This is a genomic window from Streptomyces sp. NPDC020801 (assembly GCF_044334385.1).
Classification (GTDB): Bacteria; Actinomycetota; Actinomycetes; order Streptomycetales; family Streptomycetaceae; genus Streptomyces.
Genome location: NZ_JBIRST010000048.1, coordinates 1 through 20,981, shown reverse-complemented (window position 1 = coordinate 20,981; position 20,981 = coordinate 1). Strand labels below are relative to the sequence as shown.

General features: G+C 71.0%; 18 protein-coding genes and 1 pseudogene. 7 read left to right on the top strand and 12 right to left on the bottom strand.

Translation table 11 applies throughout. From position 1 onward, the window contains the following. The 3 genes and pseudogenes from ACH4UM_RS41090 to ACH4UM_RS41080 all read right to left on the bottom strand — a co-directional run. A pseudogene (locus tag ACH4UM_RS41090) lies at window positions 1-488 on the bottom strand (glycosyl transferase family 28); the annotation flags it as partial. 11 nt (window positions 489-499) lie between these two features. Then, window positions 500-1,450 (bottom strand): aromatase/cyclase, encoded by a 951-nt coding sequence (locus ACH4UM_RS41085; RefSeq protein WP_398191578.1) that lies wholly within the window; start codon window positions 1,448-1,450, stop codon window positions 500-502. Window positions 1,451-1,508: 58 nt separating this feature from the next. Continuing rightward, complete coding sequence (locus tag ACH4UM_RS41080) at window positions 1,509-2,294, bottom strand: 3-oxoacyl-ACP reductase (RefSeq protein ID WP_398191575.1); 786 nt, start codon at window positions 2,292-2,294, stop codon at window positions 1,509-1,511. Window positions 2,295-2,546: 252 nt separating this feature from the next. Here ACH4UM_RS41080 and ACH4UM_RS41075 point away from each other — a divergent pair, with 252 nt between their 5' ends. Continuing rightward, on the top strand, window positions 2,547-3,035 hold the full coding sequence (locus ACH4UM_RS41075) for an ester cyclase (RefSeq protein WP_398191572.1): 489 nt from the start codon (window positions 2,547-2,549) through the stop codon (window positions 3,033-3,035). Between the two features lie 64 nt (window positions 3,036-3,099). Here ACH4UM_RS41075 and ACH4UM_RS41070 read toward each other — a convergent pair whose 3' ends face one another. Continuing rightward, window positions 3,100-4,242: a nucleotide disphospho-sugar-binding domain-containing protein gene (locus ACH4UM_RS41070; protein ID WP_398191568.1), complete on the bottom strand. Its 1,143-nt coding sequence runs from the start codon at window positions 4,240-4,242 to the stop codon at window positions 3,100-3,102. A 180-nt stretch (window positions 4,243-4,422) separates the two neighbouring features. Here ACH4UM_RS41070 and ACH4UM_RS41065 point away from each other — a divergent pair, with 180 nt between their 5' ends. Beyond that, entirely contained in the window at window positions 4,423-5,250 is an 828-nt protein-coding gene (locus ACH4UM_RS41065; protein ID WP_398191565.1) for an NAD(P)H-binding protein, read from the top strand. 50 nt (window positions 5,251-5,300) lie between these two features. Then, complete coding sequence (locus ACH4UM_RS41060; RefSeq protein ID WP_398191562.1) at window positions 5,301-6,092, top strand: FkbM family methyltransferase; 792 nt, start codon at window positions 5,301-5,303, stop codon at window positions 6,090-6,092. 110 nt (window positions 6,093-6,202) lie between these two features. On the opposite strand, the gene ACH4UM_RS41055 is transcribed toward ACH4UM_RS41060, so the two are convergent. Together ACH4UM_RS41055 and ACH4UM_RS41050 are read right to left on the bottom strand one after the other, a co-directional pair. Continuing rightward, window positions 6,203-7,471 (bottom strand): activator-dependent family glycosyltransferase, encoded by a 1,269-nt coding sequence (locus ACH4UM_RS41055; protein ID WP_398191559.1) that lies wholly within the window; start codon window positions 7,469-7,471, stop codon window positions 6,203-6,205. A 28-nt stretch (window positions 7,472-7,499) separates the two neighbouring features. Further along, window positions 7,500-8,807, bottom strand: a complete 1,308-nt coding sequence (locus ACH4UM_RS41050) for a P450-derived glycosyltransferase activator (RefSeq protein ID WP_398191556.1) — start codon at window positions 8,805-8,807, stop codon at window positions 7,500-7,502. 243 nt (window positions 8,808-9,050) lie between these two features. Between ACH4UM_RS41050 and ACH4UM_RS41045 the strand changes: the two genes are divergently transcribed. The 3 genes from ACH4UM_RS41045 (at window position 9,051) to rfbB (ending at window position 11,440) form a co-directional block, all read left to right on the top strand. Next, a complete protein-coding gene (locus ACH4UM_RS41045; protein ID WP_398191553.1) occupies window positions 9,051-9,911 on the top strand; it encodes a class I SAM-dependent methyltransferase in 861 nt (286 codons plus the stop codon). 99 nt (window positions 9,912-10,010) lie between these two features. Next, window positions 10,011-10,448, top strand: coding sequence for a SnoaL/DnrD family polyketide biosynthesis methyl ester cyclase (locus ACH4UM_RS41040; RefSeq protein ID WP_398191550.1), 438 nt, complete (start codon window positions 10,011-10,013; stop codon window positions 10,446-10,448). Further along, the gene (gene rfbB / locus ACH4UM_RS41035) at window positions 10,445-11,440 is read left to right on the top strand and encodes a dTDP-glucose 4,6-dehydratase (protein WP_398191580.1); all 996 of its coding nucleotides are present in this window, start codon (window positions 10,445-10,447) and stop codon (window positions 11,438-11,440) included. The genes ACH4UM_RS41040 and rfbB overlap by 4 nt, the downstream gene beginning before the upstream one ends. A 99-nt stretch (window positions 11,441-11,539) precedes the next feature. Here rfbB and ACH4UM_RS41030 read toward each other — a convergent pair whose 3' ends face one another. Both ACH4UM_RS41030 and ACH4UM_RS41025 read right to left on the bottom strand, forming a co-directional pair. After that, window positions 11,540-14,899, bottom strand: a complete 3,360-nt coding sequence (locus tag ACH4UM_RS41030) for a S8 family peptidase (protein WP_398191547.1) — start codon at window positions 14,897-14,899, stop codon at window positions 11,540-11,542. Continuing rightward, window positions 14,892-15,698, bottom strand: coding sequence for an NAD-dependent epimerase/dehydratase family protein (locus ACH4UM_RS41025; RefSeq protein WP_398191544.1), 807 nt, complete (start codon window positions 15,696-15,698; stop codon window positions 14,892-14,894). The genes ACH4UM_RS41030 and ACH4UM_RS41025 overlap by 8 nt, the downstream gene beginning before the upstream one ends. Window positions 15,699-15,891: 193 nt before the next feature. On the opposite strand from ACH4UM_RS41025, the gene ACH4UM_RS41020 reads away from it, so the two are divergent. Next, on the top strand, window positions 15,892-17,112 hold the full coding sequence (locus ACH4UM_RS41020; RefSeq protein WP_398191541.1) for a nucleotide disphospho-sugar-binding domain-containing protein: 1,221 nt from the start codon (window positions 15,892-15,894) through the stop codon (window positions 17,110-17,112). 46 nt (window positions 17,113-17,158) lie between these two features. Here the strand turns inward: ACH4UM_RS41020 and ACH4UM_RS41015 are convergent, their stop codons facing one another. From ACH4UM_RS41015 to ACH4UM_RS41000, 4 genes are all read right to left on the bottom strand, one after another. Beyond that, a complete protein-coding gene (locus tag ACH4UM_RS41015; protein WP_398191538.1) occupies window positions 17,159-18,616 on the bottom strand; it encodes an NDP-hexose 2,3-dehydratase family protein in 1,458 nt (485 codons plus the stop codon). Next, window positions 18,613-19,605 (bottom strand): NAD-dependent epimerase/dehydratase family protein, encoded by a 993-nt coding sequence (locus tag ACH4UM_RS41010; protein ID WP_398191535.1) that lies wholly within the window; start codon window positions 19,603-19,605, stop codon window positions 18,613-18,615. The genes ACH4UM_RS41015 and ACH4UM_RS41010 overlap by 4 nt, the downstream gene beginning before the upstream one ends. A 37-nt stretch (window positions 19,606-19,642) precedes the next feature. Then, window positions 19,643-20,248: a dTDP-4-dehydrorhamnose 3,5-epimerase family protein gene (locus tag ACH4UM_RS41005; protein ID WP_398191532.1), complete on the bottom strand. Its 606-nt coding sequence runs from the start codon at window positions 20,246-20,248 to the stop codon at window positions 19,643-19,645. Between the two features lie 92 nt (window positions 20,249-20,340). Beyond that, window positions 20,341-20,981 (bottom strand): nucleotide disphospho-sugar-binding domain-containing protein (locus tag ACH4UM_RS41000; RefSeq protein WP_398191528.1); only part of this gene is annotated, 641 nt, incomplete at its 5' end.

The following is a 20,981-nucleotide window of genomic DNA, read 5'->3' as shown; positions in this document are numbered from 1 at the left end:
CGGGCGTGTGCTGCTCCTGAGGCGATGGCCGCGACCGGGCCGGCGAAGGTCATGGTGTCCCAGACGACCAGGTCGGGCCGCCACCACTTCGCGAACCCCACCAGATCATCGACCATGCTGTCCGGGCACAGGACCTGGAAGTCGCTCATCGTCTTGACGGTGAGCCGGGTCTGCATGAAGTCGTAGGTCAGCTTCTCGAGCCGCAGCTCGCTCATGTCGGTCAGATCCAGGAAGTCCAACGCTTCGGGGGAGTGGCTGTCGGCCCGTTCCGCCTCTTCCCGGCGCTGGTTGAACCCCTCCATCTGCGAGTCGAGATTGAGTGGCGGGCCGACCGGCACCGCGGTCAGTCCGGTGCCCATGATGTACTGCGCCAGATCCGGCTGGCTGGCGACGCACACCTCGTGTCCCGCGGCCCGTAACGCCCACGCCAGGGGAACCTGGGTGTTGAAGTGAGCCTTCGTGGCGAAGGTGGTGAACAAGACCCGCATGCGCCGCTCCCTCAGCGATCCGTGGCGTGTTCGGCGTAGGCCTTGGCGTGCTGCATCGTCGTCGTGCTGTTGCGGCCCAGGGCATCGCGCAGGAAGGCCCGGGCGTCGGCGGTCGTGGCCTGCTCACCCAGGACCGTGCGGACGGCGTCGGGGTTGACGACGACGGTGTGGGACGAGGTGATCACAGCTGCGTTGTGGTCCTGCGTGATCTGCCACTGCCCGGTGTGCAACGACATCAGCGCGGGGGTCCTCAACTGCTTGTAGACGATCTTGTTGTCGGGGAAGCAGATCCGCACCGACTTGGTGGTGTGCACGGAGCCGTCGGGTGCGCGCGTGTCCATCTCCAGCATCTGCACGTTCACGGTGCCCTCTTCGAGCACTACCCTGGCCACGTGCGGCAGGCGCTCCGGCCAGTGCTGTGCCTGGTGGATGAAGTCGTACACGTCCTTGGCCGAGCCGGCCACGCGCGCGCAGTCCTCGAAGCAGAGCAGCAGATCCTCCCGGTGCTGGCGGTGACGCGCCGCCAGGGCCAGGGCGCCCAGCTCGGCATCGCTGTTGCGGTCGATGGCCTGCTGGATCCACGCGACGTTGTCCGCCGTGTCGCCGACCGCGCGGAAGTCGTGGGTGAGAAGGACCGTGCTGCGGCCGTCGGGCAGCGCCTCGACCCGCCACTCGCCTGCCATGGCGGCGACCGGATGCTGGGAGACCTCCTGGCGGAAGCGGATCCTGAGCCGGTCCCGGTCCAGTTCCCGGCGGGAGGTCCAGGTCTTGATCTCGTCGTTGGCGGTGGCCCAGATGCGGATGCGTTCGTCTGCCTCGCCGCGTTCCACGCAGTCCACGTGCACCGTCGGCGGGAAGACACGTGGCCAGTTGTCGACCTCGGCGAGCAGGCCGAAGACGGCCGGCGCGGGCGCGTCGACCGTGATCCGGTGCTCGGTTGTGTGGATGTCGGAAGGTGTCATGCGGGTCCTCACGGAAGGTTCGCGGCCTGGCGGAAGGGGGGGAGAGCGCCTGGTGGTCTCAGAAGTTGCCGAGACCACCGCAGACGTTCAGGGCCTGGGCGGTGATCGACGCGGCCGTGTCGGTGATCAGGTAACCGACCAGCCCGGCGACCTCCTGCGGGGTGGAATACCGGCCGAGCGGGATCTTCGCCCGGAACTTCTCCAGCACCTCGTCCTCGGTGGTGTCCCAGACCTCCGCGTAGCCGGACCGCACCCGCTGCGCCATCGGCGTCTCCGTGTAGCCCGGGCACACCGCGTTCACCGTGATACCACTCTTCGCCAGTTCCAGACCGAGAGCCTTGGTGAAGCCCACGACGCCGTGCTTGGACGCGGAGTACGGGGCACCGAGCACTACGCCCTGTTTGCCGGCGGTCGAGGCGATGTTGACGATGCGGCCCCGTCCCAGCTCCAGCATTCCGCCGGTGGTGAGGGTCTCGCGCGTCACGCGGAAGACGCTGTTGAGGTTGGTGTCGATGACGTCGAGCCAGACGTCGTCGTCGATCAGGGCCGTGACGCCCCCACCGTTGCGCCCCGCGTTGTTGACCAGCACCTCCACTGGTCCGAAGCGGTCCACGGCGGAGCGCACCAGGGTGTGCACCTGCTCGGTGGAACGCACGTCGCAGGGGCGCCCGTCCACGTCCAGGCCCTCCTGCCGGAGCTGTTTGACCGTCAGGTCGAGCCGGTCCTCGTCACGGGCGCACAGGAATACACGCAGCCCGCGCTCCGCCAGTGATCTGGCGACGGCCAGACCGATACCGCTGCTTCCTCCGGTGACGAGGGCGACCCGTTCGTCTTGGCCGGGCATGGAGCTCCTCACAGGTAGATGGCTGGGGTCGACGGCCACCCTGGCAGCCCTCGCTCGCGATGCGCTCGACTTGTCGCGGTCACTCGCATCGGTGTGCGCAGCGGCAAAGCGGTCGCTCGAGCTGTGCTGCACCGTCCTCCTAGCGGTGCCTGGCAGCGTCGGCCGGGAGCGACGGCCAATTCAGGAGGAGTCGACATGTCGCCGGCCGAGAGCACCGAAAGCACCGAAAGCACCGAGAGCACCGTGAACGCCATGAGCACCGCGAACGCCGCGAACGCCATGAGCACCGCGATCACCGTGAACGCCGTGAGCACTGCGAGCACCGTGAACGCCGAGAACAAGGAACGCTGTCTGCGGATGGTCGCTGCCTGGAACCGGTGGGACGTCGCCGGAGTCGTCGAGCACTGGGCGCCGGATGTCGTGCACTACACGGAGGAGGGCGGGCAGCACGACACCCGCGAATTGATCGAACGGATGGAGAGCGCCGTCCGTGCCTTCCCGGATCTGCACCTCGACGTCAAAAGCATCCTCGCCGAGGGCGACCGGGTCATGCTGAGGATCACCGTCACGGCGACGCACCTGGGGGAGTTCATGGGGCTGGCGCCGACCGGGCGCCGGGTGGCCTGGCACTACCTGGAGGAGCTGCGGTTCTCGCCGGAGGGCGAGGTCGTCGAGCACTGGGACGTCTTCAACTTCGCGCCGCTGTTCCGGGCGATCGGTCAGGTGCCGGCCGGGATGTGACGTCGATGCCCGTACGGGGAGGGCTTGTGCCCGGCCGGTCCGCGCCGGCCGGGCGGGCCGCCCCTCATCCGACGAGCTTGACCAGCCGCGGCACGAGGTCGGCCGCCGCCGGCATCGACAGCAGTTCGTCCCGTACCCCGAGGGCGGCCTTGCGCAGTTCCTGGTCCTCAAGGAGCCTGCGGCACGCCTGGCCGCAGGACGCGGCGTCGGCGCCGTCCGCGGCGAAACCGATGCCCCGCAGTGTCAGCGCGTCGCAGGCGATGTTCTGGAACGAGCCCTGCGGCAGGGCGCACTGGGGAACACCCAGGGCCAGGGCGGTCATCATCGTCCCGGTGCCGCCGTGATGGATGATGCCCGAGCAGGTCTCGAGGAGGACGGCGAGCGGCACCCACTCCACCACCCTGACGTTCGCCGGGAGTTCGCCCAGCAGGGACACATCACCGCCGCCGAGGGTGAGTACGAACTCGGCGTCCAGGCCGCCGGCCTGCGACAGCAGCGGCGCGAGCCTGGCGATCCCTCCCCACTTCGCGTCGATGGCACCGAGGGTGACCGCGATGCGCGCACGCTCCGCCGGACGGCAGATCCACTCCGGCACGATCGCGCCGCCGTTGTAGGGCACGTAGCGCATCGGCCAGTCGTCGCCGGGCCGGCCGTCACCGAAGAGGAGCCGGTCGATGCTCGGCGGGATCGGCGAGATTCGCACGGACGTGGCGGGCTCCCCGGTGATGCCGTGCCGTTCGTATGCGGCGGTCATCGCGTCACGGACCTGGCGGGCCAGAGCGGGCTCGCCGTCCGCGGGACCGAGCGGCAGTTCCACGCACGGCACTCCCAGCGCCGCCGCGGTGAGCGGCCCCGCACCCTGGGTGGGGGTGGTGACGACCAGGTCCGGCGACCAGCTCCTGGCGACATCGAGGACACCGTCCACCGCGACCGCCGAGACCCGGGCGAACATCCGGGCGAGGAAGTCGCTGCCCAGGTCGTCCGCGTGCATCGGGTCGCTGACCTCGCTGTCCTGCGGGATGAAGACTTTCGCGTAGTCCACACCCGGTGTCACGTCGACGCCGCACAGTCCCGCCTCGGACACCGCGTGGACGTCGCCGCCGGTGGCGTAGCGGACCTCGTGTCCGGCCGCGAGCAACGCGTGTGCGAGCGGCACGGTCGGGAAGTGGTGGCTGAGCCCCGGAGACGGGACGAACAACGCGCGCATGGTTCCCCCAGGTGATCAGGTGCTGGCTGTGGGCCGAGCGTGACAGCACACCCTCTCGGGCCCCTCGATGACCACTGGACGCGGACGAGGCCGTCGCGGGCCGGCTTGCGGTGAACGGGTCCAGGGGTTCTCTTCGCGATTTCGAGAGCGGGGCCGGATCGTCGTCCCGGGAGGACATCTATGACGATCTTGGTGACCGGGGCGACCGGGAACGTCGGCCGCCACGTGGTCGATCGGCTCGTGGCCGCGGGCCGCGGCGTGAGGGCGCTGACCCGCGACCCCGGGGCGGCGGCGTTCCCCGCCTGCGTCGAGGTGGTGCGAGGTGACCTCGCCCGGCCCCGGACGCTGCAGGCGGCGCTGCGCGGGGTCGACCGGATGTATCTGTTTCCGGTCGCCGACACCGCGCCCGAGGTCATGGCGGCGGTGAAGGACGCGGGTGTCCGGCGGATCGTGGTGCTCTCCTCCGACGCCGTCACCGACGGGACCGACATCGCCCACCATCTGCCTGTCGAGCGGGCCGTGGAGGCCTCGGGGATCGCCTGGACCCATGTGCGCCCCGGGGAGTTCGCCCTGAACAAACTGAGCATCTGGGCGCGGTCCATCCGGGCCGAGGGTGTGGTGCGGGCCGCCTACCCCGGGGCCCGTGGCGTTCCCGTCCACGAGAAGGACATCGCTGCGGTTGCTGTCGCCGCGCTGCTGGAGGACGGGCACGAGGGCGCCACGTACAGCGTGACCGGTCCGCAATCACTCACCCAGCGCGAACAGGTGCGGGCCATCGGCGCCGGTATCGGCCGGACCATCCGGTTCGAAGAGGTGACACCGCGGCAGGCACGTGACGACATGGTCCGGCAGGGCTTCCCGCCGCAAATCGCCGACTACGTCCTCGCCTTCCAGGCGAAGTGGGCCAAGGAGCCCGCGACGGTTGATCCGGCCGTCGAGCGGGTGACCGGCCGGCCGGCCCGCACCTTGGCCCAGTGGGCGGCCGACCACGTGGCCGACCTGTGCTGAACCCTCACCACGCGCAAGCGCCCTCACCCGAAACGAACGAAGGAGCCGTCATGCTCGGCCTCACCGAGAACTCCCCGGTCCCCTGCACCCTGCCGGACGGACGAACCGTGCTGGGGATCCACCCCGCCGAGACGGAGACCATCTGGAGCGAGATCAACGACGACGTGGACTCGCCCTACCGCCGAGCGGCGCAGGGCCTGACCGAATCCGAGGCGATCATCGACGTGGGCGCCCACATCGGGCTCGCATCGATCAGCTTCGCCGAACAGGTGCCGGGGGCACGCCTCTTCGCCTTCGAGCCCGCGCCGAAGACCTTCGCGTGTCTGGAGGCGAACCTGGGCACGTACGCGCCCGGGGCGGTCGCCCTGCGCAAGGCGGTCGGCAGCGAACCGGGAACAGCGCAGCTCACCTTCCACCCCTTCATCGCCTCGGCGTCGACCCTGTACGCCGACCGGGACGACGACGAACGCAACATGGAGGCCTACTTCGCCAACAACGCGGTCGACGAGGCGGGCAAGGAGATGGCGTGGAGCGCCTTCGACGTCAAGGAGACCGTGCCGGTCGAGGTGACGACGCTCAGCGTGGTGCTCAAGGAGCACGGCATCGCCCGGGTCGGGCTGCTCAAGATCGATGTGGAGCGTGCCGAGCTGGAGGTGCTCCGGGGAATCGACGACGCATCGTGGCCACGGATCCGGCGGGTGGTCCTCGAGGTACACGACATCGACGGTCGCCTCGGCGAGACCGTCGCCCTCCTCGTGCGCCGCGGCTACCGTACGGCCGTCTCGCAGACACCGGCCTTCGCCGGCGGCAGCGTCTACCTCGTGCTGGCGAGCCGGGACTGAGCCCGCAGCGCGACACGGCACGCGGACGCCCCGGAACCCAGGAGCCTGGTTCCGGGGCGTCCGCGGTGCGCCGGCGAGGAGTGCCGGATCCGACGGTGGGTCCGCCCGCCCTAGGGGCCCGTGCGCTCGGCGGTAAGTTTCTGCAGGACCGCCACGACGTCATGGGGGGTCGGGTCCGACTCGATCCGGCGCCGCAGGTGTCCGGCGTTCTCCCGGAAGGACGGATCGCGCAGCAGCCGGACCAGACGGCTGCGCAGGCCGCCCGGACTCAGCTCGGTGGACGGCAGATGGAGCCCGGCGCCCAACTCCTCCAAACGCCTGGCCCGGTACAGGTGGTCCCACATCCATCCCATCGCCAGCTGCGGGACCCCGAGGGCGGCGGCGGTCGCCCACGTCCCGGCGCCACCGTGATGAACGATCGCCGCACACGTCGGCAACAGCGCGTCCAGCGGTACGTGTTCGACGATGCGGATATTGTCCGGCACCTTCGCCACCAGCGCGCGCTCCTCGGCGCTGAGGGTCGCGACGACCTCGATGTCCAGTTGCTCGACGGCGGCGAACACGTCCTCCACCGCTACGGCGTGCGGGAAAGCCACCCTTCGGGCCGTCATACCCAAAGTGACACAGACCCTGGGGCGGTCCGGGCGGACGCGCAGCCAGTCCGGCACCACGGTGGGCACCATGCCGTTGTACGGGACGTAGCGCATCGCCACCGTCGGCTGTCCGAGCTCCAGCCGCACCCCGCTGGGCATCTGGTCGATCGTCCACTGGCCGGTGACGACCTCTTCGTCGAAGCGGCAGCCGAACCGCCCGAGCGTCCAGTCCAGCCATTCCGCCAGCACGTCGTCCTGGTTCTCCGCCCTACCCTGACGCGACTGCTCCAGGTAGAAGCGGCGCGCGCCCAGGAACATGTCCGGAAACGAAAGGATCCGCGCGTGTGCGGCGCCGCAGGCGCGGGCCGCCACCGCGCCGGCGAAGGTGAAGGGCTCCCAGACGACCAGGTCCGGCCGCCACTGCCGAGCGAAGCCCACCAGGTCGTCCACCATGGAGTCGTTGTTGATCTGGGAGTAGAACAACGCGGACATGACCGTCATATGGCCCTTGAGGAAGCCGAAGTCGAGCTTGTCGTGCCGGTTCTCCAGATAGTCGCGGTTTTGGTGGAGGGCGAAGATCTCGGCGCCGGCCTGGCGCAGGACGACGTCATGGGCATGGTCGGCGCCGACGGGGACGGCTGTCAGCCCGGCGCGGGTGATGCTCTCGGTCAGCGCGGGCTGACTGGCCACCCGTACCTCATGGCCCGCCGTGCGCAACGCCCAGGCCAGCGGCACGCAACCGCTGAAGTGGGCGTCCATCGCGAACGAGGTGAACAGCACGCGCATCGGGGCTCCTTTCCGCGGTGCCGGCGGTTCACGCGGTGCCGGCCGGCAGGTTCAGGAGGGCGCGGGTCGCCGGCGACCGCAGCCGCTGGTACCTGACCTCTCCCGTGGGACGCAGGTCGGGCAGGTACGCGGCCGCCGCCGCGACAGCGGTGCTCGCGTGGAGCCGCGCGAGGGGAACGACGCAGTGCGGCGCAAGCCCCTCCGACAGGGAGAGGGAAGCCGCGCCGGGGCGGCGGTCGAGGTCGAAGTGTGCGAGGTCCTCGGTGCCGTCGCCGTGGTTGGCGGCCTCCACGAGGACGACGACCTCGGAGCCGCGGGAGACGGTCTCTCCCCCAAGCACGGTGTCCTGGTGGGCGACCAGCCTCTGTACGCGGACCGGGGGCGCCCAGCGCATCGTCTCCGTGACGGCGGCCTCCGCTAGAGCGGGGTCCTCGCCCACCCGGGCCCACAGCTCGGGCCGGTCCAAAAGGGCGGCGAGCGTGGCGGAGACGAGATTCGCCGTGATGTCCACGCCGATGGCGGCGATCAGGAACACAAGAGCGAGCACGTCGTCCTCGGCGGCAGGCCCGCCCTGGTACGCGCCGCTGGTCATCAGGTCGCTGAGGAGATCCGTGCCGGGCGTCTTCTGCTTGGAGCCCAGCAATTCCTCCGCCATGGCGCTGATCCCGGCCAGGGAGGTGATCAGCAGCCGGGCGGTGGGCAGCCGCGGAGGACACAGGGTGGCGTCCAGCAAAGGCGCCGCCCCGGCGCTCAGCTCGGCGAAGCGGTCGTGTTCGGTGGGGGGCAGGCCGAGCAGCGCAGCGGTGAACGCCGTCGCTGTGGACCTGGCGTAGGCCGGTACGAGGTCGTGCGGGCCCGGCTCGGAGCCCAGCCGGTCGAGCGCCTGGCGGCAGATCCGCTCTGAGGCCGGGGCGTAGAGATCGGCGGACCGGGCGTCGACCGCCGCCCCGGCCAGGCGCCGCAGCCGGTTGTAGTCCTCCCGGCCCAGGGACATGTATGCGTCGTCGAGGGGCAGGACGTCGTCCAGTGACGGGATGTCCCAGGGCATCGGCCCCTCGCCGTCCGCCGGCGCGGCGGGGCAGTGGCGCGGCACTCCCAGCCGGGGATCCGCCAGCGCCTGCGCGGCCGTTTCCGGGTCCGCGGTGACCCATGCCTTGGCGCTGCTGCTGTACAGCGGGCCCCGCTCGCGTATCTGCCGATAGAGCACCTGCGGATCGTCGTCCTCGGCCCGCAGCAGCAGCGCGTACGGGTCGTCCTTGACTCCGTAGATCCACTGGAATCCGCGGACCGTCATCAGTTCCCGGCCCAGCTCGCTGTCCGTTTTGCTCGATATCATGCCCGCACGCTAGGCCCAGGCGCTCAAAGGGCCCTCAACTCCGCCTCCACTGCAGCCCCGTTGCCAGGCGGTCGGCCGGGGGGTTTGCCGGGCGGGCACGTCCAGCCACCCTCCACCCGTCCTCGAAGCGGCCCCAAGACATCAGGGCGATCCTGCACGCGGCGCGCCACGGTTTTCGGACGTCCACCGCCGCGGCGCCCCGGCCCCTTCTCCAGACCCTTCGAATACCGATGGAGAGACCGAGTGGACAAGGCTGCATACAAGGCGGAAGTCACCACTACCTTCGACAAGGCCGCGGCGTCGTACGACCGGCTGGGCGTCGCCTTCTTCACCCCGATGGGCCGGCGTCTGGTCGAGCGGGCGGCACCCAGGCCCGGTGAACGGGTGCTGGACGTGGGGTGCGGCCGGGGGGCGTGTCTGTTCCCCGCCGCTGCGCTCGTCGGGCCCACGGGCCACGTGACCGGCATCGACATCGCGCCGGCGATGATCGAGGAAGCCGGGAGGGAAGCGGCCACGAGCGGCGTCGACAACGTGGAACTGCTCGTCATGGACGCGGAGTTCCCCGCTCTGCCGCACCGGTCGTTCGACGTCGTGACGGGCAGCTACAGTCTCATCTTCCTGCCGGACGCGCGGGCCGCGCTGCCCCGGTACGCGGACCTGCTCACCGACACGGGGCGCATCGCCTTCACCAGCCCGGTCTTCGACGACGACACCTTCCCCTTCCTCCCGCCCGTCTTCACCGACCTCATCCCGCGCTCCCTGCTGGACAACCTGCCGCCGCAGTGGCAACCGAGCAAGATCCAACGCCGCTTCAACAGCTGGCTGGCGCAGGAGAGCGAGCTGCGCGAGTCCCTGCAGCGCGCCGGGTTCACCGGGGTGGACATCGTCGACGAACCCGTCGACATGGCGGCCCCGTCCGGGGAAGTGTGGGTCGACTGGTCGCACACTCAGGGCATGCGCCTGCTCTGGGACCACCTGCCCGCCCCTGACAGCCGGCGTCTGCGGGAACGTCTCGTCGCCGCACTGGACGGGATGCGGGAGGGCGAGGGCCCGCTGACGATTCCCACCCCCGTGCGCTACGTCACCGCCCGGGTGGCCAGGTAGCCGCGGGCCCGGGAGTGGTTCGAGCCGATGTCGACGGGCCGACGACCGGGTGGCTGCCATTCTCGACGCGACCGACCAAGTGATGGGCAGGAGTGGCAGATGACCTCGCAGCTGGATGCGGCACGGCGCATGATCAGAGCGTTCAACACCGGTGAGACCGACGACGCCCAGGAGTACATCCATGAGGAGTATCTGAACCCGGCGGTGCTGGAGCACGGCATCACCCAGGGCGGCCCCAGCGCCTTCGCCATGATGGTCGCCTGGGTGCGCGCGACCTTCTCCGACCAGGCACGGCTCGAAGAGGTCCGGCTGGAGGAGAACGGCGAGTGGGTCCGCGCCCATCTGGTGCTCTACGGCCACCACGTGGGCCCGCTGGTGGGAATGGCGCCGACCGGCCGGCCCTTCGCCGGGGAGCAGATCCACCTGCTGCGGTTCGTGGACGAAAAGATCAGGGACCACCGGGACTGGCCCGACTTTCAGAGCACCTACCGGCAACTGGGCGAGCCGTGGCCGCAAGCGGGCGGCTGGCGGCCGTGAAGCTGCTGATCACCGGGGGTGCGGGTTTCATCGGCTCCCACTACGTCCGCAGTCTCCTCGCCGGCCGCTACCCCGGCCACGAGGAGACACGGCTTACCGTGGTGGACAAGCTCACCTACGCGGGCACGCTCTCCAGCCTGCCCTGCGAGCACCGGCGGCTGACGTTCGTACGGGGCGACATCTGCGACCTCGACCTGCTCATGGACGTCGTGCCGGGGCATGACGCGGTCGTCCACTTCGCCGCGGAATCGCACGTGGACCGATCGATCGCGGGTTCCGCCCCGTTCATCACGACCAACGTCGTCGGCACGCACACCCTCCTGGAGTGCTGTCTGCGCACCGGCGTGGAGCGCTTCGTCCACGTCTCCACGGACGAGGTGTACGGATCGGTGGACGAGGGCTCGTGGACCGAGGCGTCCCCGCTGGAACCCAACTCGCCCTATGCCGCCTCCAAGGCCGCCGCCGACCTGGTCGTCCGGGCCTTCCACCGGACCCACCGACTGTGGACCACCGTCACCCGGTGCACCAACAACTACGGTCCCTACCAGTTCCCCGAGAAGATCATCCCGCTCTTCGTCACGCGCCTGCTGGACGGCAGAAAGGTCCCGCTGTACGGCGACGGCCTGCATGTGCGGGAATGGCTGCACGTCGACGACCACTGCCGTGCGATCCAGCTCGTGCTGGAGGCGGGCCGGGCAGGCGCGACGTACAACATCGACGGCGGGACGGAGCTGACCAACCGTGAGCTGACAGGCAGGGTGCTGGCCGCGTTCGGGGCCGGCTGGGACCAGGTGGAGCAGGTCGAGGACCGCAAGGGACACGACCGGCGGTACTCGCTGGACGCCTCGCGCATCAGGGAGGAACTCGGCTACGAGCCCCGGATCACCTTCGAGCAGGGACTGGCCGAAACGGTCCGCTGGTACCGGGAGAACCGGGCGTGGTGGCAGCCGCTCGCCCGCCGCGCCGCTGCACTCGCCGAGCCCGCCGGCTGAAGAGCCCTTCCGCGACGCATGACAGGGCGGTACGGTCCCGCGCCACCACCGGTAGCAGCGGGACCGTACCGCCCTGTCATGCGATCCGGCACGCGTCCGTCATGCGATCCGGTACTCGTAGGAGAAACCGGCGAGTTCATTGCCGGTCGCAAGGGCCGGGCGCGTCACCGAGAAGCGGTGCGAGCTCCATGTCGCGGCGTCACCCACGACGAGCGAGTCGAGGTAGGCGGTGCCCCTCACGACGGTGCCGGCGGCACCGGCCGGAGTGATCGTCACCGGGATGTCGAGGCTCTCGCCCGGCCGGACGGTCAGCACGCGCAGCCGATGCGCGGGACGGACCGACTGCTGCCAGAGGTCGTCCGTGGCCGAGGTGACCGTGGTGTCGAACAGCCTGGTCGACACCGTCATCGTCATCGTGGCCGTGCCCGGCGGTGCGCCCTGCGGACCGAACGGACCGGTCTGTGTCAAACCGGCGGCCCACATGCCCGCCGTGACTGCGGAAGCGGCGAAGCCCGTCTGCGCCGTGGTCCCGGTGGTGGAGATGACCTGGGGGTCGCCCGTGACGGAGCCGAGGTCGAACATCACGGTGCGGTCCGAAACGGCCTGCGCCTGCACGGCCGAGGTCCGCGTCGGCACCAGCCACGCCGGTGACGGCGCGCCGGCCGACTGCGGCAGGGCGACGGACTCGGCCGGCTGGAGCGGCGACAGGGCCAGCCGGCCCTTGGTGTCCAGGCGCGGATCGACGAAGAGGCTCTGGGGTGCGGCACCGGTGTTACGGACCCGGAGGGCGGCGGAGATCGGCCGACCGGCGGGAACGGCGGATCCCTGGGGCAGGCCCACGGCATGGATGTCCAGCGTGTCGAGCCGGACGGTTCCGTGGAACGGGCGGTCGGGGCGATCGCCCGTGGCGGGGCCCGTGCCACGCACGACGAGGGCCCAGCGGCCGGCGGCAGGAGCTCCGGTGGAGAGAGTGAGGGCCGGTCCGGGGGGAGCGAGGTTTGCCGTGCCGGTTCTCGGGTCGTAGGAGGTCGCCGGCCGGTCGCTGCCGTAGGCGGTGGTCCGGCCGTGGGGATCGACGAGCAGTGCCATCACATCGCCGGGCTCGTCGCCGAGCGCGATGTCGGCCTGCAGGCTCTGCCGGCCCTCGGGCACGTCGAACTGGAACACGTTGTCCTGTCCGGTGTCGCCCGGCCCGCGGTCCTGGGCGGTGAGCGCCCCGGCGAACCGGCCTTGGTGACCGATGTCGACGAGTGCGCGCGCCACGACCGGAACCGAGATGCGAGCTCCCGTCCCCGTGTCGAGGACCACCGCGCCGCCGACATCCCCGGCCGCCGAGGGAAGCCGTTCGGCGACCGTGACCGTGCCCGTGGCGCCCGGTGCCAGGGTGAGGACCGAGGGGCTGACCGAACCGAAGGAGAGGGCGCGGGAGGTGGAGGTCGTCAGGCGGACGGTGCCGGTCGTGCCCCCGGCGCAGGACTCCGGGCTGCTGATGACGGCCGTCCATCTCCCGGGAGCCGGACGCACCACGTCGACCGTCCCCCTGCCCCCCGCCTCCTGCACAGCCGAACGCGCGGCATACCGGCCGCGGGCGTCGACGAGCGTCAGCCGCACACCGGCTGTCGCACGGCCCTGGGCGCCAGTTGGGGAGGTGAACGAGGCCTGGAGCCGGTCGGCGCCCTCGGGGACGCGGAAGGTCACGGTGCCATAGTTGTTCCGCAGCCGTGCGGAGTCGGTGAAATGGCGGCTTCCGGTGTCGCTCAGACGGACCCGGCCGGACTGCCGGCCCTGCGGCGCACCGAACTGGCGACCCGTCAGATGCACTGTCCTCGCCCCGGCTCCCGGGTTGGTGACGGTCATCCGCCACCTCGCCTGGGACCCCGCGGTGGCGAGGGTGCCGAGCTGGTCCTGATCGACCAGGACGTCGGACCCGGTGGACCCGGCCGCCCGAACCGCCCGGTAGGCGTCGAGCCGTCCCGTGCCCTGCTCGGCCGGTGGTGCACCCAGATCGTCGGTGGTGCTCGTCAGGATCTGCTTGACCTGGGCCGGTGACGGGCTCGTCCCCTGATGTGCCTGCCGGTACGCCTGGATGACCAGGGCCGCCGCGCCCGCGGTCAGCGGCGCGGCCTGTCCCGTCCCGCCGCCGCGTACGACGGGCGACGCCCGGCCGGCGAGGTCGGCGCACTGGGTGAAACGCCGGATGTCCGGCGTGCACAGGGCGAAGCCGGCGTCGCCGGGGGCGACCAGATCCACCGTACGGGCACGCTGCGACAAGCCCACGGCGCTCAGCGCGCTGACGTTGTCGTCGAGCCAGCCACGAGGGGCGAGCGCCGGGCCGGCCGCCTCGTATCCGGTCTGCGCGTAACCGCGGAAGGCGGTCGAGGCTCCGACCGAGACGACCTGGGGATCGTCGGCCGGTGACGCCACGCCCGCGGCGCCGCCCGCGTCACCGGCGGCCACGACGACCGTGGTGCCCAGGCCGGTGGCCGCGTCGTTGAACATCCGGATGACGTCCTGGGTGTCGGTGTCGGGGAACGAGCGGTATCCGAACGACTCGTTGAGCACATCGACGCCGGCGATGCGCACCGCGTACTCGATCGACTGCACGAGCTTCGAGGTCGTCGTCTCGTGGGCGCCGCCGAACGCCTTCATGGCGATGAGCCGGGCGTCCGGTGCCACACCCGTGATCCGGACATCGCAGCGCTGCGCCCAGGGGCCGGACCCGAAGTGCCCGACGTCGTAGACCTGGTGCCCCTGGGCGGCGATGGCGCTCGCGTCGAGGAACCCCTGGCCACCACCGGTCGCAGCGTCCGGCCCCTCACCGGTGAAGTCCTGGTAGTCGGTGACGACCGCGCTGCCGTCGGACCGGCGCAGGTCCGGATGGGCGGTGTCCACCCCGTCGGCGATATAGCCGACCTTGACGCCCTTTCCGGTGATGCCGAGCCCGTGAGCGGTCGCAGCCCCCGGGTCGTCCGACGCGGTCTTCGTCAGGGCCAGGGCCTCCGGTTCCAGCATCGTCCTGCCCGGCGGCGGGCAGGCGTCACGGGTGGCTCCCCGAGGCACCGAAGCCGATGGCGCGGCCGGCCGCGACGCGGGACCGGCCGGCGGCGCCAGTCTGATCACGCGGTCGGGAACCACGGCAGCCACGCCCGCGGACGCCGCCAGACCGGCGGCCTCCCGGACCGGGACGGTCGCGAAGACCACGCCGACGAGCGTGGAGCGGGTCACCTTCCTGGCCCGTGCCCGTTGCAGCGCCCGCATCACCGGCCTTTGCGCCCGGCCGATGACGTCGGCGCGCGCCGACGGGGTGAGCGCGTCACCCGGCTGCTTCTTGAGGATGACGAGCACCGGTACGGCGCCGCCGTCCGCCGCTGTGGCCGTCGGCGCGCTCAAGCCGGGAACGGCCATCAGGACGCAGGTGGTGATCGCCACCGCAGCCAGCGACCGGAGTCTTCTACTCACCGTCTCTCCCTGTGCTCTGCGTGCTCGCCACGGGATCGGCCTGCCCGGCGCCGTGCGCCGTGCGGCACAGGCCCGTGGCCTGCAGGTAGTGGTCGATGGCAATCCGGTGGTAACCGGGGGCGAACGTCAGCGCCGCGGAGGACGGCAGGTACGCGCGCAACTTCCGCACGGACGGACAGTGCGAGACGCTCTCACCCAGCGTTTCCCGTACCGCTGACAGCCGCAGCCGGGCCTCGATGTGCTCGATCATCCGCAGGACGTCGACACAGTCACCGGACGCGACGTTCACGATCTCGTTGCCGACCCGCGCGCCGAGCAGGACGTCGATGATCCTCACGAAGTCGCTCACGTACAGCACGTCCCGGCGCGCACCGGGGTGGACACGCACGCGCCCGGCCGTGATCTGCCTGATCAGCGCGGGCACCAGCCGGAACTCGGGGCTGTGCGGGCCGAGCACGTATCCGAGCCGCAGGATCAGATGGTCCACCCCGGAGTCCTGGACGATCCGTTCCAGGTCCCGCTTGTGCCGCCCGTAACGGGTGGACGCGACGACGGGGTCGTCCTCGAGCCCCCGGCACCCGGGCCCGCCGTACATGCTGGCGGTGGAGAAGAACACCATCCGGTGGCCGTCCGCAAGGCAGCGGCAGATCGTCTCGCGCACCAGGAGGGTCTCGCGGACGTGCTCCGACTCGGGGAGCAGCTGGCGCGGCACCCCGGCCGCCAGCACGGTGACCCCCGGGTGGGCGTCGCGCAGGGGCCGCAGGTGACGGGCTATGAACCCGTTTCCGATGATGTCCACCGCGTCGGCCACCCCTGTCCGTGAGATCCCCTGGGGCGTGTCGGGCGAAGGTGCCCGCGCGCCGGCTGCCGATCCTCGCCGGGCGGCCTCGACGATCGCTGGGTTCCCGCCCGAACCCCGGGATCCAGGACCTCGCTAGCAGCCCCTGCCAGGCTCACCGCATGCAGTGAAGCCGTGGGTGAAGGAGAGGTTCGTGCGGGTTCTGTTCACGGTGTCCTCGTGGCCGACGCACTACGCCTCGATGGTGCCGCTGGGCTGGGCGCTCCAGGCGGCGGGCCACGAGGTGCGGGTGCTGTGCGCGCCGTCCCAGGTCGGGACCGTGGTGGCCGCGGGGCTGATCCCGGTGCCGTCGCTGGACGGCATGGACGTAAGGACGCGGCTGCGTCTGCAGTACTACGAAGAGGCCGTGCTCGGCCTCTGGCGGTACCCGTGGCTGCCGCCGCATCCGCTGACCGGAGGGCGGCTGAACGCGCTCGAGGACTTCGACGCCGAGGAGTTCCGGCGCTCGTGTGCCCCGCAGCTGGCGGCGCGGGCCGCCCACGGCTTCGACTCCGCCGTGCGCTGCGCCCGCGACTGGCAGCCCCATCTGGTGCTGCACGATCCGGCAAGTCTGGAAGGGCTGCTGGTCGCGAAAGTCCTGGGCCTACCCTCGGCGCTGTGTCTGTGGGGGCCGGTGGGGCTCCACGAACCCGAGCACATGCGCATCGTGCCGACCGACGAGAGCGGCTCGTTCCCGCGCTACGGACTGGGCGAGTTCAGCCCCGACATGGTCGAGTACGTGATCGACCCCTGCCCGTCGTCGCTGGCTCAGCCGACGAAGGCGAACCGGCTGCCCGTGCGGTACGTGCCGTACAACGGCTGTGCCCCGGCTCCGGAGTGGTTGCTCGCACCACACCGACGGCCCCGGGTGTGCGTGTCGTGGTCGACGGCGTTGTCGGTCACCTCAGGCCCCGATTCCTATCTTCTGCCCGACCTGGTGCGCGGCCTGAAGGAAATCGACGCCGACGTGATCGTGACGGCGACCGCCGCGGATGTGAAAGCGCTGGGATTGGTGCCCCGCTCGGTCCGGCTGCTGGAACGGATGCCGCTGCGGTTGTTGCTGGCCGGCTGCGAGACCGTCGTGCACCACGGCGGCAGCGGCAGCATCCTGACCTCGCTCTGGGCGGGGGTCCCGCAGGTGGCCTTCACGTTCGCCTCCGAACAGACGGTGGCCGCCGAGCGGGTTGCGGCCGCGGGCGCGGGCCTGCACCGGCTCGGCCACCAGGCGGAGCCGGTGCGCATCGCCGCCATGGTGGCCGAGGTGCTGTCCGACGACTCCTACCGGACCGCCGCGGCGGAACTCCGCGCGCAGATGCGGGCGCGGCCGACCCCGGCCGACCTGGTGAGAACCCTGGAGGAGCTGGCCGCGGCCTGAGCCGACCGGCACCGGGCCACCGTGGCGCTCCGCGCGGCGGCGGCCCTCACCCGAGCAGGCTGCGCAGGCACGCCACCAGGCTGCGGGCCTGGACATTGAGGTAGTGGCTGTGCCGCAGCAGGACCGTCAGCTGGTGCAGCGTCACCCAGCGGTGGTCCGTGTCCTCGTAGGCGTCGTCGTCCTCGGCGCTTTCCACCTCGACGATCAGATAGCGGTTCAGCGCGTGGTAGAAACGGCCGCCCTCCTCGGAGAGCAGGCAGTCGAACCTGATCCACCCGGCCGGGGCCGAGAGGACCCGGTCGAGATGGCGCGGACGTGCCGCGGCGGGCAGCACCTCGTAGCTGTCGGGCACGCACTGGACGGTCGGGGCGAGCTCCACCACATCGAGGTAGCCGGGCTCGACGGCGGTCTGCATCAGCGCGTGGAGGACTCCGCCGATGTTCTTGACCAGCAGCGCGATGACGCCGACACCGTGCGGCTCGATCATGGGCTGCGCCCAGCGGTTCACCTCGCGCCCGCGGGCCGTGACGTCGACGCCGATCACCGAGAAGAAACGGCCGCTGTCATGCGCGATCCGTTCCGGTGTGCTGCGCCAGCCGCTGAGCCCGTTGAGCGGAAGGCGCCGGGTGCCGACCTCGGTACCGCAACGCGCCTCGGTGATCCAGCTCGACAGGTCACCCAGGGCGTGCCGGGCGCCGTGCTCCTGGCCGCAGGAGCGGACGAGCGCCCCGCCGAAGGTGTCGCTCTCCGCGTCCAGCGCCTCGTACAGGCACGGGCCGGCCAGGGGCAGACAGGACAGCACGGTACGCGCGTCCATGTTGACAAGGTCTTCGGCCGCCAGCAGCCGGTGGACCTGACGAAGTGTCATCCACCGGAACCCCTCGTGGACGGTGACGTCCTCGGTCACCTCGACCACCATGTTCCGGTTGCGCTTGCGGAAGAACCACGCGCCCTGTTCGGACTGGCGCACGTCGGCGAGAACGCGGTGTCCGGACCGGTCCCGGAAGTACTCCAGATACGGGACGGGGCGTCCGCGGTGCACCCCCGTGTAGTTGCTGCGGGTGGCCTGCACCGTCGGTGACAGTTGGAGGCCGTTGCGGTTTCCCGGCTCGACCTTGGCCTGCATCAGAAAGTGCGGCACCCCGCCGAAGTCCTTGACCAGCAGGCCGAGAATCCCGGTCTCCGGCTGGTGAATGATCGGCTGGTCCCAGTGGGGGACCGGACCGGAGGGAAGCCGCACGCCGAGCCCCTCGACCGTGAAGAACCGGCCGCTCTCATGGCGCAGGGCACCGCTCGCGGGATCCCGGCTCCAGCCGCGCAGGCCCGCGAAGCCCACTCGCTCGACCTGGACGGCGGACTGCTCCCGGAAGCCGGTGAACCACCCGTCGAAGGCATCGGGCCGGGCCACCCCGCTCTCCTGGGCCAGGGCGGAGGCGGCCAGCCGTGCGGGCAGTGGGCCGAGTCCCCTCGCGCCTCGCGAGGCGGACCGGGTCGGGTGGGTCACGGGTTCCCCCTTCGCAGGGACGCCGGGCCCGCGGACCGGGCCGGTTCGCAGGGCGTGACGCTCGCCGTCCGCCACATCTGCCGCATCGAGTCGCGCAGTCCGATACGGGGATGCCAGCCGAGCAGCCGCCCCGCGAGCCGGATGTCGGCCTGGGTCCAGCCGCCGCCCTTGCTGCTCACCGCGGCGCTCCCCTCGCGTATCGCGTCCGCCGGGAATCCCGCGACCGACACCAGCAGCGCCACCGCCTCGCGCATGGTCACCGCCTCACCCCGGCCGATGTTGACGACCTGGCCGACGGCAGGGGCCGATGCCGCCCGCACGACCGCTTCGGCGAGGTCGCGGGCGTCGATGTAGTCCCGCTCGGCGTCGGCGATGTTCACCACCAGCTCCTGTCCGGGGACCGCGTCGCGCAGCATGGCGGTGACCGATCCGAGGAAGCTGGCGGACGTGGTGTACGGGCCGCAGACGTTGACGGCCCGCAGGACGACGCCGTGCGCCCGGCCCGCCCGTGTCTCGCGCAGGATGGCCTGCGCCCCCGCCAGTTTGGTGCGGGCGTACGCGGTCTCGGGACGCGGGGTGACCGATTCGTCGATGGGGACGCCGGCCGGCACCGGGCCGTACTCGTGGATGGTGCCGACCTGGACGACGCGGGGCGTGCGCCGCATCAGCGCCGTGGCCCCGAGAAACCGCTCGACCAGCGTGACATGGGCGTACTCGTTGGCCTCCTCGGTCACGTGCCAGCCGCCGGTGGCGTTCACCAGCACGTCGACGCGGGCGGACTCGAGTACGTCGGCGAGCTCGCGGGCGGACGCGGCGGCCACATCGAGCGGGACGAAGGCATGGCCGTCAAGGAGATGCGGCGCGGGTCGGCGGGCGATCTGGAGGACGTCGTACCGCTGGCGTGCGAACGACGCGCACACCTGTCGTCCTACGCAGCCGGTGGCGCCCAGGACGGCGACCGCCCGTGATGGCGGGGTTCCGGTAGGCATGGTGACTCCGTTGTCGGTCGGCGGCGAGGGGGAGTGGTCACTTGGTCCACAGAGCGCGTTCGGCCTCCTGGCACCGGGCGTACTCCGGCAGCAGCTCCTCCGCCGCGGCCTTCGCCAACGTCGGCGCCGACCTGTCCCGCCTCGACATGATCGGCTCGAGGTCCGAAGGGATCGGGAGGTTCAGCTCCGGATCGAGGACGGCCACCGACAGCTCGTGCTCCGGGGAGTACTCCCCGGACAGCATGTAGGAGACGACGGTGTCGTCCTCCAGCGCGACGAAGGCGTGCCCCACGCCGACGGGGAAGTACACCGCGCGGAACGCTTCCTGATCCAGCAAGACCGCCTCGTAGCGCCCGAAGGTCGGGGATCCGACGCGCACGTCGATGACGAAGTCGATCGACCTTCCCCGCGCGCAGTAGACGTACTTGGCGACCCCGGGCGGCGTGGTGGTGAAGTGGATGCCGCGCACCACTCCCCGCCGGGACCTGCTGTGGTTGGTCTGGGCCACCGGGAACAGCGGATGTCCGACGGCCTGATCGAAAGTCGCTTCCTGGTAAGGGGAGACGAAGATCCCCCGCTCGTCGTTGAAGACTCGGGGCGTGAACTCGTACGCACCGTCGACGGCCAGTTTGCGTAGCTGCATGGCAGAAGTCACAGTGAGCTCCGGATAGGCGCCGTGTCGTTGTCTTGGGTGGGTGAGCGGTGTGCTGTGCTGATACAGGGGCGAAACCATGACTACCGGATGAGCTGCTGGTGCCGGGCGGTCAGTTTCTCCAGGGCGGGCACGATGTCGGCAGGGGCCGGGGTGCCGCGTGTTTCGGTGCGCAGCCGAGTGGCGTTGCGGGTGTAGGCCGGGTCGTTGAGGACCGTGGTCAGGGCGGAGCGGACGTCCTGGGCGGTGAGGTGGTCGGGGTCGGGGAGGCGGATGCCGGCTCCCGCGTCCTGCAGGCGCTCCGCCTTCCACGGGGTGTCCCAGCGCATGTCGGGGACGATGATCTGGGGGATGCCGTGGGTGAGGGCGGTCTGGAAGGTTCCGGAGCCGCCGTGGTGGATGATGGCGGCGCAGGTGGGCAGGAGGGCGTCGAGGGGGACGAAGTCCGTGGTGTGCACATTGGGGGGCAGCCGGCCCAGGTCGGCCTTCTGAGCGCTGTCCAGGGTGGCGATGACCTCGATGTCCAAGTCGGCCACGGCGTCGAGCAGTTCGCCCACCGATACCCGGTCCTGCCCGTGCGTCTCCCGGTGGGAGACGCCGAGGGTGAGGCAGACGCGGGGGCGGGGTGCGGGGGTGCGGAGCCAGTGGGGGAGGGTTGCGGGTCCGTTGTAGGGGATGTAGCGGACGGGGAGGTAGTGGTGGTCGACGGGCAGGCGCAGGGAGG